Origin of the sequence: Pseudonocardia endophytica (assembly GCF_004339565.1) — a bacterium.
Classification (GTDB): Bacteria; Actinomycetota; Actinomycetes; order Mycobacteriales; family Pseudonocardiaceae; genus Pseudonocardia; species Pseudonocardia endophytica.
Genome location: NZ_SMFZ01000001.1, coordinates 2701458 through 2716484, shown reverse-complemented (window position 1 = coordinate 2716484; position 15027 = coordinate 2701458). Strand labels below are relative to the sequence as shown.

The 15027-nt window shown below is 73.4% G+C and carries 10 protein-coding genes; 6 read left to right on the top strand and 4 right to left on the bottom strand.

The window, feature by feature from the left end; all coding sequences use genetic code 11:
- Window positions 1–50 precede the first annotated feature (50 nt).
- The 4 genes from mfd to EV378_RS12275 all read left to right on the top strand — a co-directional run bounded on the left by mfd (window position 51) and on the right by EV378_RS12275 (window position 8954).
- Complete coding sequence (gene mfd, locus EV378_RS12290; protein ID WP_132427798.1) at window positions 51–3650, top strand: transcription-repair coupling factor; 3600 nt, start codon at window positions 51–53, stop codon at window positions 3648–3650.
- A gap of 35 nt (window positions 3651–3685) precedes the next feature.
- A complete protein-coding gene (locus EV378_RS12285; protein ID WP_132424139.1) occupies window positions 3686–7039 on the top strand; it encodes a S41 family peptidase in 3354 nt (1117 codons plus the stop codon).
- Window positions 7040–7120: 81 nt separating this feature from the next.
- On the top strand, window positions 7121–8026 hold the full coding sequence (locus EV378_RS12280; protein ID WP_165922257.1) for a SurA N-terminal domain-containing protein: 906 nt from the start codon (window positions 7121–7123) through the stop codon (window positions 8024–8026).
- Between the two features lie 7 nt (window positions 8027–8033).
- Window positions 8034–8954: a nucleoside triphosphate pyrophosphohydrolase gene (locus EV378_RS12275; protein WP_132424133.1), complete on the top strand. Its 921-nt coding sequence runs from the start codon at window positions 8034–8036 to the stop codon at window positions 8952–8954.
- A 64-nt stretch (window positions 8955–9018) separates the two neighbouring features.
- Here the strand turns inward: EV378_RS12275 and efeB are convergent, their stop codons facing one another.
- From efeB to EV378_RS12255, 4 genes are all read right to left on the bottom strand, one after another.
- Window positions 9019–10314, bottom strand: coding sequence for an iron uptake transporter deferrochelatase/peroxidase subunit (gene efeB, locus EV378_RS12270; protein ID WP_132424130.1), 1296 nt, complete (start codon window positions 10312–10314; stop codon window positions 9019–9021).
- 73 nt (window positions 10315–10387) lie between these two features.
- Window positions 10388–11533: an iron uptake system protein EfeO gene (efeO, locus tag EV378_RS12265; protein WP_132424127.1), complete on the bottom strand. Its 1146-nt coding sequence runs from the start codon at window positions 11531–11533 to the stop codon at window positions 10388–10390.
- A gap of 31 nt (window positions 11534–11564) precedes the next feature.
- Complete coding sequence (efeU, locus tag EV378_RS12260) at window positions 11565–12413, bottom strand: iron uptake transporter permease EfeU (RefSeq protein ID WP_132424124.1); 849 nt, start codon at window positions 12411–12413, stop codon at window positions 11565–11567.
- Between the two features lie 184 nt (window positions 12414–12597).
- Window positions 12598–12975, bottom strand: a complete 378-nt coding sequence (locus EV378_RS12255; RefSeq protein ID WP_132424121.1) for a tetratricopeptide repeat protein — start codon at window positions 12973–12975, stop codon at window positions 12598–12600.
- Between the two features lie 172 nt (window positions 12976–13147).
- On the opposite strand from EV378_RS12255, the gene eno reads away from it, so the two are divergent.
- Both eno and EV378_RS12245 read left to right on the top strand, forming a co-directional pair.
- A complete protein-coding gene (gene eno / locus EV378_RS12250; RefSeq protein ID WP_132424118.1) occupies window positions 13148–14443 on the top strand; it encodes a phosphopyruvate hydratase in 1296 nt (431 codons plus the stop codon).
- Window positions 14444–14632: 189 nt separating this feature from the next.
- Window positions 14633–15016: an FtsB family cell division protein gene (locus EV378_RS12245; protein WP_243653409.1), complete on the top strand. Its 384-nt coding sequence runs from the start codon at window positions 14633–14635 to the stop codon at window positions 15014–15016.
- Window positions 15017–15027 lie beyond the last annotated feature (11 nt).

The window sequence follows — 15027 nt, the reverse complement described above, 5'->3', positions numbered from 1 at the left end:
GTGCGTGCCCACCGTGCTCGATCCGAGGAGTCCGCGCCGTCGTGGCCACTCTGTCCGGCCTGCTCACCTCCGCCCTGTCCGACCCGGGCCTGCGCGCGGCGGTGGACGCCGCACGCGCCGCCGATCCGCGCACCGCCGAGACCCCGGCCGTCCGGGTCGAGGGGCCGTCCGCGCTGCGCCCCCTCCTGACCGCGGGCCTGACCGGCTCCGACGGCAGCGCCCCCGTGCTCGTGGTCACCGCGACCGACCGGGAGGCCGAGGACCTCGCGGCCGCCGTGTCCGACCTGCTCGGCGTCGGCGGCGAGTTCCCGGACCCGATGGTCGACTCCGTCGTCGTGCTGCCGTCCTGGGAGACGCTGCCGCACGAGCGGCTGTCCCCACGCGCGGACACGGTCGCGCGCCGGCTGACGATCTTCCGCAGGCTGGCCGTGACCGAAGCAGCGCCGCGGGTGGTGGTCGCGGCGGCGCGGAGCCTGATCCAGCCGGTCGCGCCCGGGCTGGGCGCGCTGGAGCCGGTCTCGCTCGGCATCGGCGACGAGTACGACTTCGAGGCGCTGCTGGAACGGCTCGTCGAGCTCGCCTACACGCGCGCCGAGATGGTCACCCAGCGCGGCGAGTTCGCCGTGCGCGGCGGCATCCTCGACGTCTTCCCGCCGACCGCGGAACATCCGGTGCGCGTCGAGTTCTGGGGCGACGAGGTGTCCGAGCTGCGCTCGTTCGCCGTCGCCGACCAGCGTTCGGTGGAGGCGGTCGAGCGGGTCGTGGCGCCGGCCTGCCGGGAGCTGCTGCTGACCGGGCCGGTGCGGGAGCGGGCCGCGGCGCTGGCCGCCGAGCAGCCGGAGAACGTCGGCCTGAACCGCAACCCGCTGCGCGAACTGCTCGACAACCTGTCAGAGGGGATCCCCGGCGAGGGCATGGAGTCGCTGATCCCGGCCCTGGTCGGGTCGGAGATGCAGATGCTCACCGACCTGCTGCCCGCCGGCTCCCGGGTGCTGCTCGCCGACCCCGAGCGGATCCGTACGCGCTGCGCCGACCTGATGCGCACCGGGCAGGAGTTCCTCGAGGCGTCCTGGCTCAACGTCGCGGGCGGCGGGGCAGCGCCGATCGACGTGTCCGGGTCGGCCTACCAGGGGCTGACCACCACGCTGGAGCACTCCACGACGAGCGGGCGCCCGGTCGTCGCGCTGTCGCCGCTGGTCTCCGGCGACGGCGAGGCCGTCGTCCCCGCCGTGCACGAGATCGAGCCGTACCGCGGCGACACCGACCGCGCGATCGTCGACCTGCGGGCGCACGTCGCCTCCGGAGGACGGGCCGTGCTGGTGCTGGCCGGGCACGGCACCGCGCAGCGCTCGCTGGAGCAGCTGCGGGAGGCGGAGGTGCCCGCGACGCTCGTCGAGGAGCTCGTCGACGAGCCGGACAAGGGCATGGTCACGGTGACCTGCGGGCGGCTGCTGAGCGGGTTCACGGCGACCGAGATCTCGCTGGTGCTGCTGTCCGAGTCGGACCTGACCGGCAGCCGTGCGGGACTGGACGCGCCCGCCCGGAAGACGACGCCCCGTCGTCGCAACGCGGTGGACCTCGCCGTGCTGCAGCCCGGCGACTACGTCGTGCACAACCAGCACGGGATCGGCAAGTTCGTCGAGATGCGCGAGCGCACCGTGCAGGGCGCCACGCGCGAGTACCTGGTGCTGGAGTACGCCAGCTCGAAGCGCGGGCAGCCCGCCGACCGGCTGTTCGTGCCGACCGACGCGCTGGACGAGATCAGCCGCTACGTCGGCGGCGAGCAGCCCGCCGTGAACAAGCTCGGCGGCGCGGACTGGGCGAAGACGAAGGGTCGCGCGCGCAAGGCGGTCAAGGACATCGCGGCCGGGCTGGTGCAGCTCTACGCCGCGCGCCAGGCCTCCCCGGGTCACGCGTTCGGCGCGGACACGCCGTGGCAGCGCGAGCTGGAGGACGCGTTCCCGTACACCGAGACGCCGGACCAGCTCTCCGCGATCGACGAGGTCAAGCGCGACATGGAGCGTGCCGTCCCGATGGACCGGGTGATCTCCGGCGACGTCGGGTTCGGCAAGACCGAGATCGCCGTGCGGGCCGCGTTCAAGGCGGTGCAGGACGGCAAGCAGGTCGCCGTGCTGGTGCCGACGACGCTGCTCGCCACCCAGCACCTGACGACGTTCTCGGACCGGATGCGCGCGTTCCCGGTCACGGTGAAGGGGCTGTCCCGGTTCACCGACGCGGCCGAGGCGAAGGAGACGATCGCCGGGCTGGCCGAGGGGACCGTCGACGTCGTCGTCGGGACGCACCGGCTGCTGCAGTCGGGGGTGCGGTGGAAGGACCTCGGGCTCGTCGTCGTCGACGAGGAGCAGCGCTTCGGCGTCGAGCACAAGGAGCACATCACGGCGCTGCGTGCGCACGTCGACGTGCTGACGCTGTCCGCGACGCCGATCCCGCGCACGCTGGAGATGAGCCTGGCCGGCATCCGCGAGATGTCCGCGATCACGACCCCGCCGGAGGACCGGCACCCGACGCTCACCTACGTCGGGGCCTACGACCAGAAGCAGGTCGCCGCCGCGGTCCGCCGCGAGCTGCTGCGCGACGGCCAGGTGTTCTACGTGCACAACCGCGTCAGCTCGATCGACCGGGCGGCGAAGACGCTGCAGGACCTCGTCCCGGAGGCCCGGATCGGCGTCGCGCACGGCCAGATGAACGAGGACGTGCTGGAACGCACCGTCAGCGGGTTCTGGCACCGCGAGTTCGACGTGCTGGTGTGCACGACGATCGTGGAGAACGGCCTGGACATCTCGAACGCGAACACGCTGGTCGTGGAGCGCTCGGACACGCTCGGGCTGTCCCAGCTGCACCAGCTGCGCGGCCGCGTCGGACGGGGGCGCGAGCGCGGCTACGCGTACTTCCTGTTCCCGCCCGAGCACCCGCTCACCGAGACCGCGCACGACCGGCTCGCGACGATCGCGCAGCACTCCGACCTGGGTGCGGGCGCGCAGGTGGCGATGAAGGACCTGGAGATCCGCGGCGCGGGCAACATCCTCGGCGCGGAGCAGTCCGGGCACATCGCGGGCGTCGGGTTCGACCTCTACATCCGGCTGGTGGGCGAGGCCGTCGCCGCGTTCCGCAAGCAGGCGGGCGGGGACACCGACGCCTCGATCGAGGACGAGCAGCTTCTCGAGGTCCGGGTGGACCTGCCGGTGGACGCGCACGTGCCGCACGACTACATCGACGGCGAGCGGCTGCGGCTCGAGGTCTACCGCAAGATCGCCGAGGCGGCGGACGAGGAGATGCTGTCCGCGATCGTCGACGAGCTGACCGACCGCTACGGCGAGCCGCCGACGCCGGTGCACAACCTGCTGGCCGTGGCCCGGTTCCGGCAGCTGTGCCGGCGGCTGGGGGTCACCGAGGTGGCGGTCGCCGGGACGCAGATCCGGATCGGTCCGGTGACGTTGCCGGACTCGGCCCAGCTGCGTCTGAAGCGGCTGTACCCGAAGGCGGCCTACAAGCCCGCGGCGCAGGTCGTCACCGTGCCGAAACCGGTGGAGGGCGGCCGGATCGGCGGAGCCGCGGTGCGCGACACGGCACTGCTGGACTGGTGCGCCGAGCTGCTCGGCCAGCTGGTGGGGACGCCCGCCCCGGCCTGAGCGGAATCGTCGGTGGGTCCGGTTAGATTTCGGGCATGGCCTACCTGCGCTTCCCGCACCTGCACGGTGACACGGTCGTCTTCACCGCGGAGGACGACGTGTGGACCGCGCCGCTGGATGGTGGCCGGGCCTGGCGGCTGACCGCCGACGGGGTGCCGGTCTCGTCGCCGCGGATCTCACCGGACGGCGCGCGGGTCGCGTGGTCGTCGCGGCGTGACGGGGCCGCCGAGGTCTACGTCGCGGACGTCGAGGGCGGTGGGGCCACGCGGCTGACGTGGTGGGGGGATCCCGCGACGTCCTGTGCGGGCTGGACCGCCGACGGCGACGTGATCGCGATCTCGGGGACCGGGGACGCGACCGACCGTCGCTGGGCGTTCGCCGTCCCGGCCGGCGGCGGCAGCCCGCGGCGGCTCCCGTACGGCCCGCTCACCGCCGTCGGCCTCGGTGGGGACGGCGCCGTGGCGACGCTGTCCGGCGGCGGCATGGACGCGGCGTGGTGGAAGCGGTACCGCGGCGGCACGGCAGGGCGGGTCTGGCTGGACGCCACCGGCTCCGGTGAGTTCGAGCGGATACTGGCCGACGTCGACGGCCAGCTGCGCGCGCCGATGATCGTCGGGTCCCGGCTCGCCTTCCTGTCCGACCACGAGGGCTGGGGCAACCTGTACTCCGTCGCGCTGAATGGTGGTGACCTGCGGCGGCACACCGACCACGGTGCGGACGGGGCGCCCGCGTTCTACGTGCGTCAGGCGTCGACCGACGGCGAGCGGGTCGTCTACGCCTCCGCCGGACGGTTGTACGTGGTGGAGTCCCTGGACGCCGACTCCGCGCCCCGGGAGATCGACGTCCGGCTCGGCGGCCCGCGTTCGGCGCGCGAGACGTTCCGGGCGGACGTCGGGACGGACCTGCGGTCGTTCGCGCCGGACCGCACCGGCCGGACCAGCGTCGTCGGCGTGCGCGGCACCGTGCACCGGCTCACGCACCGGGACGGGCCGTCCCGCACGCTGCTCGCCGAGCCGGGCGTGCGGGCCCGGATGGCCGAGCCGCTGGGCACCGATCGCGCGGTGTGGGTCGACGACGCCGACGGCGAGGACGCCGTGTGCGTCGCGCCGCTGGACCCCCTGGCCGAGAACGCACCGGAGCTGCGACGGCTGTCGTCCGGCCGGATCGGGCGGGTGCTGGAGCTGACGGCCGCGCCGGACGGGTCGGCGGTCGCGCTGGCCACCCACGACGGCCGGTTGCTCGTCCTGCACCTGACGACGACCGACGAGTGGCCGGACGGCACGCTGCGCGAGATCACCCGCGGCGGGTCCGGCGAGGTGTCCGACCTCGCCTGGTCCCCGGACAGCGCCTGGCTGGCGTTCTGCGACCCGCCGGAGCCGGGCCTGTCCCGGATCGTGCTGGCCCGCATCACGGACGGCGATCTCGTCGAGGTGACGCCCGCCCGCTTCCACGACAGCGACCCGGTGTTCACCTCGGACGGCAAGTACCTGGCGTTCCTGTCCCGGCGGGTGTTCGACCCGAGCTACGACCAGCACTCGTTCGACCTCACGTTCCAGACCGGCTGGAAGCCGTTCCTGGTCCCCCTGGCCGCCCGCACGCCGTCGCCGTTCGGAGCCGGGCCGGACGGGCGCCCGGTGTCGCCGGAGGAGGAGAAGCCGGAGGACCCACCCGCACCCGACGGCTCCTCCGCGGAGAACGCCGACGGGCCAGGGACGGACGAGAAGACCGGCACGAAGAGGGACAAGGACACGCCGCCCGAGGTCGTCGTCGAGCCGGACGGGATCGCCGAGCGTGTCGTCGGGATCCCCGTGGAGGCCGCGGTCTACGTCGGACTGGCCGCCGCGAAGGACGCGCTGCTCTGGCGGCGCTTCCCGATCTCGGGGACGCTCGGCGACAGCAGGGCCGACGACGAGTCCGAGCGCGAGAAGCCGTGGCTGGAGCGCTACGACCTGACCAAGCGGACGCTGACCACGATCGCCGACCCGTGCGGCGGGTTCGCGGTCAGCGGCGACGGGACGCGCGTCGTCACGCGGGACGCCGGCACCCTGCGGGTGCTGCGGGCCGACCGGTCCGGCTCCTCGGCGCCGTCCGACGGGGACGCCGACGAGTTCGAGATCGACACCAAGCGGCTCGTCGTGAGCGTCGACCCGTCCGTCGAGTGGCGCCAGATGTTCGACGAGGCCGCCCGCCTGATGCGGGACCACTTCTGGGTCGCCGACATGGCCGGCGTGGACTGGGACGCCGAGGTTGCCCGCTACCGGCCGCTGGTCGACGAGGTGGGTAGCCACAACGATCTCGTCGACGTCCTGTGGGAACTGCAGGGCGAGCTCGGCACGTCGCACGCCTACGTGATGGGCGGCGGTGCGGCCGGCGTGGATGCGACCGGCCGCCCTGGCCTGCTCGGCGCGGACCTGGAGCCCGCCGCGCAGGGGTCGGGCTGGGTCGTGCGCCGGGTGCTGCCGCCGGAGTCGTCGGCGCCCGCGGCGCGCAGCCCGCTGTCCGGCCCGGGCGTCGACGTCCGGGCGGGCGACGAGATCCTCGAGGTCGGCGGCGTGGCGGTGGACCCGGACTGGGGGCCGGCCCCGTTGCTGCTGGACCGGGCGGGCCGGCTGGTCGAGCTGACCGTGCGCTCCGGGCCGGACCGCGCCGACCCTGGGGAGGTTCGACGGGTGGTCGTCCGTCCGCTGCGCTCCGAGCACGAGCTCCGCTACCAGGACTGGGTGGCGGGACGCCGGGCCGCGGTGGCCGAGCGGTCCGGCGGCCGTCTCGGCTACCTGCACGTGCCGGACATGATGCCGCCCGGGTGGGCGCAGCTGCACCGTGACCTGGCCCGGGAGACGGCCCGCGACGGGCTGATCCTCGACGTGCGCGGCAACCGCGGTGGCCACACGTCGCAGCTGGTGGTGGAGAAGCTGGCGCGCAAGGTGATCGGCTGGGACCTGCCGCGGCACCGGACGCCGAGCACCTACCCGGAGGAGGCGCCGCGCGGGCCGGTGGTCGCACTGGCCGACGAACTGTCCGGTTCGGACGGTGACATCGTGACGGCCGCGATCCGGCGGCTCGGCATCGGCCCGGTGGTGGGCGTCCGGACGTGGGGCGGTGTGATCGGGATCGACGGCCGGTACGGCCTGGTCGACGGCACCCGGGTCACGCAGCCCCGGTACGCGACGTGGTTCGACGGCGTCGGCTGGGGCCTGGAGAACCACGGGGTGGACCCGGACGTCGAGGTCGTGATCACCCCGCAGGACTGGGTGGCGGGGCGGGACCCGCAGCTCGAACGGGCCGTGGACCTGGCGCTGGAGCGGCTCGAGGCCGAGCCCGCCGCCCGGCCACCGGACGTCGCGACCCGCCCGTCCCGTGCGCGTCCGCCGCTGCCGGGCCGGCCCTGAACCGGGCCATGGGCGACTCGGCGGAGGGGCGGGAGCGAGGTGGCGAGATCGTCGTCACCGGCCCGTGAGAAGGTGACCGGCGTGCGCACACGGACGGGACGGCTCCTCGCGGGCGCGGCGATCGTCGTCGCGCTCGTCAGCGGATGCGGCAGCACGCCGAGCAAGGTCGACGCCGCGGCGGTGATCGGTGACGACACCGTCACGCTCTCCGACGTGCAGCCGCGGATCACGGCGGCGCTCGCGCGCCCGGACCTGGTCTCGACGCTGAAGTCCCAGGGCTACGGGCCGCCGGACATCGGCCGCGCGATCGTCAGCCAGGTCGTCCTGCACGACCTGCTCGGCCGGGCCGCCGCACAGCAGCAGATCGTCGTCAGCGACGACGAGGTGAACGCCGCGATCGCGCAGGCGGGCGGCGAACAGGTCCTCGCCCAGTCCACGCTGGACGCGGGCGGGGTGCGCGAGCGGATCACCGACCAGCTGATCGCCACGAAGCTGGCCGAGCGCGAGATCGACCGGCTGTCCGTGACGGCGGACATCGCCGTCGTCCAGTCCCGGGACGAGGCGCTCACGCTGGCCCGCGCGATCGCCGCGGGCGGGCCCGCCGCGGACCGCGCCCTCGCGACGGCGGCCACCGCCCAGCGCAACCAGCAGATCCGCCCGGCCACCACCCCGCAGGCCGCGGCGACCCCATTGATCGGCATCCCGGCCGGGTCCACGGCCGCGTTCCCGATCTCGTCGCAGCAGGGCTGGGTCGTGGTCCGGGTGACCGAGCGGCGCACCGACGCCCCGCCGGCCGGCCCGGCCACGGCGTCCCGCCTCGACCCGCAGACGTTGTCCGAGGCCGGGATCCGGCTGCTCACGCCCGTCGCGGCGCAGGCGGGCGTCGAGGTCAGCCCGCGCTACGGCACGTGGGACCCGGTCACGCTGTCGGTCGTACCGAACGCGGACCAGGCGGGTGAGCTCCTGCCGTCCGCCTCGGCCGGCTGAGGCCGCCGTGCCCGCCGTCGTCGTCACCTGCCCGCGCCGCGCCGCCGTCGTGCCGGCCGCGGCACTGCCCGCGCTGCGCGCCGCGACGTCGGTCCTGGCCGCTCCCGGGGTGCCGGACGCGATCGTCGAGGCCGCCGGGGCCGTCGAGTGGGACGGCACCGACCCGGCGCTGCTGTCGGACTCGGTCGTCGTGCTCGTCACCGAGCCGGTGGGGGACTGGGCGCTGCCCGCGCCCGCCGGGTCCGCGCTGCTCGACGCCGTCGCCGTGATGGACCGGCTCCGCTCGCCGGGCGGCTGCCCGTGGGACGCCGAGCAGACGCACGCCTCGCTGCTGCGCTACCTCGTCGAGGAGTGCTACGAGCTGTACCAGGCGATCGAGGACGGCGACCGCACCGAGATGCGCGAGGAGCTCGGTGACGTGCTGCTCCAGGTGCTGTTCCACGCGCGCGTCGCGGCCGAGTCGCCGGACGACCCGTTCGACGTCGACGACGTCGCGACCGGGCTGGTGGACAAGCTCGTCGGGCGTCACCCGCACGTGTTCGCCGACGGCGAGTCGGTCGAGTCGGCGGACGCGCAGGACCGGCGCTGGGACGAGATCAAGCGCACCGAGAAGAAGCGTGAGTCCAGTGTGGACGGCGTGGCGACCGGGCAGCCGGCCGTCGCGCTGGCCGCGAAGCTGGCGTCCCGCACGTCGCGCGCCGGGCTGCCGGGCGACCTGCTGCCGTCCGGTGACGCGCCGGGGGCGACGCTGTTCCGCCTCGCCGCCGAGGCCCAGCTGGGTGGTGGTGACCCGGAGGCCGAGCTGCGCATGGTCGCCCGCGCGTTCGACGACGCCGTCCGTTCCGCGGAACGCGCCGCCGTCGCGGACGGGCGAGACCCGCACGCGCTGGACGCCGACGACTGGCGCCACTACTGGCCCCGGCGCTGACCGCACACCGTCGCCCGGCGCGGAACGGAGCGCTGTGCCGCAGCAGGAAGCGACGTCAGGTGAGTCAGGCGAACAGCCCGTCGCCCCAGTAGGCCCCCGGCGCCGAGAGCCCACCGGGGACGGCGAACACGGCCGACCCGCTGTGCTCGATGTACTCCATCATCTTGTCCTCACGGGCGAGCCTGCGCTGCATCGGCACGAACTGGCGCCCGACGTCGCGCACGAACGCCACGAAGAACAGCCCGGCGTCCAGGTGCCCCGAGCCGTCGGAGCCGTCCACGAAGTTGTAGCCGCGGCGCAGGATCCGCGCGCCGTTCGTCTCCTCCGCGGACGCCAGCCGGATGTGCGCGTCGGTCGGGATCGCCGGCTCGCCGTCCTGGCCCGTCGCGGCCAGGTTCGCCGGGTCGAACTCGCCGCCGCCGGAGAGCGGGTTGCCCTCGCCCTTCGTCCGGCCGACGATCTTCTCCTGCTCGTCGAGCGAGGTCCGGTCCCACGTCTCGATGTGCATCCGGATCCGGCGCGCCACCAGGTAGCTGCCGCCCGCCATCCAGGGCGGCCCCTCGCCCGGCGGGACCCACACGTGCTGGTCGAGCAGCGACGGCTCCTCGACCTTGAGGTTGTTCGTGCCGTCCTTGAAGCCGAACAGGTTGCGCGGCGTGTCCTGGCTCGTCGACGTCGACGACGTGCGCCCGAACCCGAGCTGCGACCACCTCACCTCGGTCACGCCGAAGCCGATCCGGACCAGGTTGCGCACGGCGTGCACGGCGACCTGGGGATCGTCGGCGCAGGCCTGGATGCACAGGTCGCCGCCGGAGCGGGCCGGGTCGAGCTGGTCGCCGGTGAACCGGGGCAGGTCGATCAGGCCGGGCGGCCGCTGCGCCCCCAGCCCGAGCTTGGTCAGTAGCGACGCGCCGATGCCGAACGTCAGCGTCAGCGACGACGCCGGCAGCCCCAGCGCCTCGCCCGTGTCGGTCGGCGGGGAGTTCGGGTTCAGCCCGACCGCCCCGTTCTCGGTCACCTCGCCGCCGGACGTCATGCGCTCCGCGGCGAGCGTCCACCGCTGGAACAGGTCCTGCACCGCGCCCTTGTCGGTCGTGGTCAGGTCCATCGCGACGAAGTGCAACCGGTCCTGCGCCGGCGTCGCGATCCCGGCCTGGTGCGCGTCGCGGAACGGGACGACGCCGTCGTCGGAGCTCCCGGCGTCGCCCACGGCGTATCCGGCCGCCGCGCCGACGCCGGCCAGCGCGACCCCGCCCGCGGCCAGGCCGAACAGGCCCCGACGGGAGACGCCGCGCCGCGGCGGGGCCTCGCCCGCCTCGTCGGAGGCGGCCGGAGCCCGTTCGTCCTGCTCCGTGCTCACGGGACCTCCTCGCCGGCGCTCGTCGGCCGCGTTCGCGGTGCTGCCGCGTCTGATGGTGAGCTCGCAAGCTCGCTCACGTCGTGACGGCTCCCGCGACCTGGCTGACCGGCTCGGCGAGCGCGTCGACGGCTGCGGTCATCTTCTTCTTGTCGTCCTCGGTCAGCGAGGTGTACAGGACGAAGCCGTCGCCCTGGCGGTAACCCTCGAGGAGCTTCTCGACGTTCGCGAACTGCTGGTCGAGCGTGGTGCCGAGCTGCTTGTTCTTCTCGTCGATCACCGGGCGCAGCGCCGAGACGGCCGCCTGCGAGCCCTCCACGTTGGCCTTGAAGTCGTAGAGGTCGGTGTGCGAGTAGCGGTCCTCCTCACCGGTGATCTTGCCGGTGGCGACCTCGTCCAACAGCTCCTTGGCGCCGTTGGCCAGCTGTGCGGGGGTGAGCTTGAGGCCGGGCGTGCGCGCCTGGAGGTCCTTGGTGTCCGCGACGAGCTGGTCGGCGATCTTCGGCGAGTCGGCCTTCAGGCCGTCCACCCACAGGTCCTTCTCCAGGCGGTGGAAACCCGTCCACGCCACGCCCGGGTCGCGCTCGTCGTCCTCACGGCCGTCGAGCTTCGGGTCCAGGTCGCCGAACGACTCGGCGACCGGCTCGACCCGCTCGTAGTACGTGCGCGCGATCGGGAACAGCGCCTTCGCCTGGTTCACGTCTTTGGCCTTGACGGCGTTCGCGAAGTCGGTCGTGCGCGCCACCAGCGCGTCGTTCTGCGAGCTGATGTAGCGCGTGTAGCCGGCTGTCGCCTCCGCGAGCTTCGCGTTCTGGTCGGTCTGGCGCTGCGCGTTGCCGGTGACGGTGAACGGGGCGCGGATGCCGTCGCCGACCATGCCGGGCTTGCAGGCCGTCGTGTAGGTGCCGCCGTCGGGGACCTCGACGAGCAGGTCGCGGGACAGGCCGGGGCCGACGTTCTCGACCTCGCCCATGATCCGGTCACCCTCGCCGTAGAGGTAGAACTCGGTGACCTTCGTGCCACCGTTGGTGACCTTGAACGAGAGGTTGCCCGCGGGGGCGCTGGTCGTCGAGACCTCGCAGGCGGAGTCCGTGGCGTTCACCGTGATCGGCCCGCCGCCCTCGGCGTTCTGGGTGGGTGCGGTGGACGTGCAGCCGGCCAGTACGGCGGCGGCCGCACCGAGACTGACCGTGCCGAGTACGACGGTGGATCGGCGGGACATGAGCGTGCTCCTCGGGGGGACGGGCGGTGGTTCAGGCCGCGCTGGTCGTGCTGTCGGTGCTGCTGGAACTGGTCCGCGACGACCGGCGGGTCGGGCGCAGGAAGAAGGCGAGGACGACGGCGACGTAGACGACCCAGACGATCGCCTCGAGCACGGTGGTCCGCGGGGAGAAGTTGAGGACGCCCTTGAGGAGCGTGCCGTACCAGGAGTCGGCCGGGACGGCGGCGCTGACGTCGAACGCGATCGTGTTCAGCCCCGGGAGGATCCCGGCCTCCTGCAGGTCGTGGACGCCGTAGGCGAGGATGCCCGCCGCCACGAACACGAGCAGGAACCCGGTGACGGTGAAGAACTTCCCGAGGTTGATCCGCATCGCGCCGCGGTAGATCAGGTAGGCGAGCAGGATCGCGACCGCGATGCCGATCAGGAACCCGATCAGCGGCCCGACGGTCTGGCCGGCGGCCTGGGCGGCGCTGAAGAAGAACACGGCCGTCTCCAGGCCCTCGCGGCCGACGGCCAGCGTGGCCATCACGACGACGGCGACCGGCCCCATCGTGATCGCGGCGTCGAGCTTGCCCTCCAGCTCCGTGGACATCGACCGCCCGTGCGACCGCATCCAGAAGATCATCCAGGTGACGAAGCCGACGGCGATGATCGACAGCGACCCGCCGAGCGCCTCCGAGGCCTCGAACGTCAGCGCCTGCTCGGCCAGGGTCAGCGCGAGCGTCACCCCGACGCTGACGACGACGGCGATCGTGACCCCGAGCCACACCCGCGGCAGTTCCCGGCGGCGGTCGGTCTTGACCAGGAACGCGACGAGGATCGCGACGACCAGTGAGGCCTCCAGGCCCTCGCGCAGTCCGATCAGCGCATTCCCCAGCACGGCACACCTCCCGAGCGCTCAGACGGCAGGCGCTGACGATCAGGTGAGGGTGCGCTGCCCGTGGGGCAGGCTAGCCTCGCCGATTCGTGCTGAGAAGAGATGTGACGTGGTTGCGACGAAGACGAGCGTCACGTCGTAGAGGTGTAACGAACGCGCAGATCAGGGCTTTGTCGGAAATGTCCGGTCAGCCGTTGAGCGCGATCCGAGCCCGGACCTCGCCGAGTGCTTCCTGGTACTCCGGGCGCGGGTCCATCGCGGCCGCCATCTTCAGCTGCGTGACGGCCTCGGCGAGCCGCCCGCGCCGCTGGAGCGTCTTGCCGAGCGCGAACCGTGCGTAGTGGTCGGCCGGGTCGAGCTCGAGCACCTTCTCGAACGCGTCCTGCGCCCGCTGCAGCTGCGCCGAGTTCAGGTACGCACGGCCGGCGAGCAGGAGCACCGAGGCGTCGTTCGGCTGGTTCTCGACGACGTCGCGCAGCGCCGACAGCGCCTCCAGCGGGCGACGGTCGGCCAGCAGCTTCTCCGCACGGCGGAAGTGCGTCACGAGATCTGCCGGTCTACTCATGGTCACCCCACGTTAGGTGCGACGGCGCGGAATCGCGAGGGTTGACATCGGGGGCGATGCGGGCATTCGGGCGCGGCACGGACGCCCTCACACCCGATCGTGCACCGGAACGGAGCAACAGCCCGTTACCCTGGCCCGCGGTCCGGTCGAGCACGTCGAACAGGAGTTGCGGGTGGCGGTCATCGAGCAGGTCGGGGCACGCGAGATCCTCGATTCGCGGGGCAATCCCACGGTCGAGGTGGAGGTCGCCCTGGACGACGGGACGCTGGCCCGTGCCGCGGTGCCCTCCGGCGCCTCGACCGGCGAGCACGAGGCGGTCGAGCTGCGCGACGGCGACGCGTCCCGCTACGGCGGCAAGGGCGTCGAGAAGGCCGTCGCGGCCGTGCTGGACGAGATCGGCCCGGAGCTGTCCGGGATGGAGGCCGTCGACCAGCGGCTCGTCGACGGGCGCCTGGTGGACCTGGACGGCACCCCTGACAAGTCCCGGTTCGGTGCGAACGCGCTGCTCGGCGTGTCGCTCGCGGTGGCGAAGGCAGGCGCGGAGTCGTCCGGGCTGGAGCTGTTCCGCTACGTCGGTGGCTCCAACGCGCACGTGCTGCCGGTTCCGATGATGAACATCCTGAACGGCGGCGCGCACGCGGACACGTCCGTCGACGTGCAGGAGTTCATGATCGCGCCGATCGGCGCCGAGACGTTCCGCGAGGCGCTGCGCTGGGGCGCCGAGGTCTACCACGCGCTGAAGTCCGAGCTGAAGGACAAGGGCCTGTCCACCGGCCTCGGCGACGAGGGCGGGTTCGCACCGGACGTCGAGGGCGGCACCAAGGGCGCGCTGGACCTGATCCTCGGCGCGATCTCGAAGGCCGGGTTCACGGCGGGCACCGACATCGTGCTCGCGCTCGACGTGGCGGCCACCGAGTTCCACGCCAAGGGCAAGTACGCCTACGAGGGCGGCTCGTTCACCGCGGAGAAGATGGCGCAGAAGTGGGGCGAGCTCGTCGACGCCTACCCGCTGGTGTCCATCGAGGACCCGCTGGACGAGAACGACTGGGACGGCTGGGTCTCGCTGACCGAGTCGATCGGGGACAAGGTCCAGCTCGTCGGCGACGACCTGTTCGTCACGAACCCGGAGCGCCTCGACGAGGGCATCGGCCGAGGTGTCGCGAACGCGCTGCTGGTGAAGGTGAACCAGATCGGCACGCTGTCCGAGACGCTGGACGCGGTCGGCATGGCGCACAACGCCGGCTACCACTGCATGATGAGCCACCGCTCCGGCGAGACCGAGGACACCACGATCGCCGACCTGGCCGTCGCCACCGGCTGCGGGCAGATCAAGACCGGCGCCCCGGCCCGCTCCGAACGGGTCGCGAAGTACAACCAGCTGCTGCGGATCGAGGAGCTGCTCGGCGACGCCGCCCGCTACTCGGGCGAGCTGGCGTTCCCGCGCTACACGCCGCCGCAGGACGCGTGACGCGAGGTGGCGGAGCAGCGCGGGCGCGCCCGTGAGTCCCGCGCGCGCCCGGCGGGCGGGCGCGGGCCCGGCAGCGCGTCGGGACCGCGGACGTCCGGGCGCCGCACGGCGTCCGAGCAGGCACGCCCGACAGCGGCCCGTGCCCACGAGCCGCGGCTGACCAGGGTCCGTTCGCGGGCGGGTGAGGTGATGGCCCGCACGACCGGCCTGCTCGGGCTCTCGTCGACCAAGCGTGCGGCGATCCTCGCGATCGTCGTGTGCGCGCTCGCGCTGACCGTCGCCGTCCCGCTGCACAACTACGTCGCGCAGCGCCAGCAGCTCTCCCAGGTCACCGAGCAGGAGCAGGCGCTGCAGGGCGAGGTGAACGACCTTGCGGCGCAACGTGACCGGCTCTCCGATCCGTCCGAGGTGGCCGCACAGGCCCGTTCGCGCCTGGGCTACGTCCCGCCGGGGGAGACGCCGTACGTCGTGCAGCTGCCCGCTCCGCCGGCACCCGCGCAGACCGGTGTGGCCGAGCCCGGCGTGCCGTGGTTCCACACACTGTGGACGGACGTGTCGGGTGCGTCCCGGTGAGCGCCGCCGAC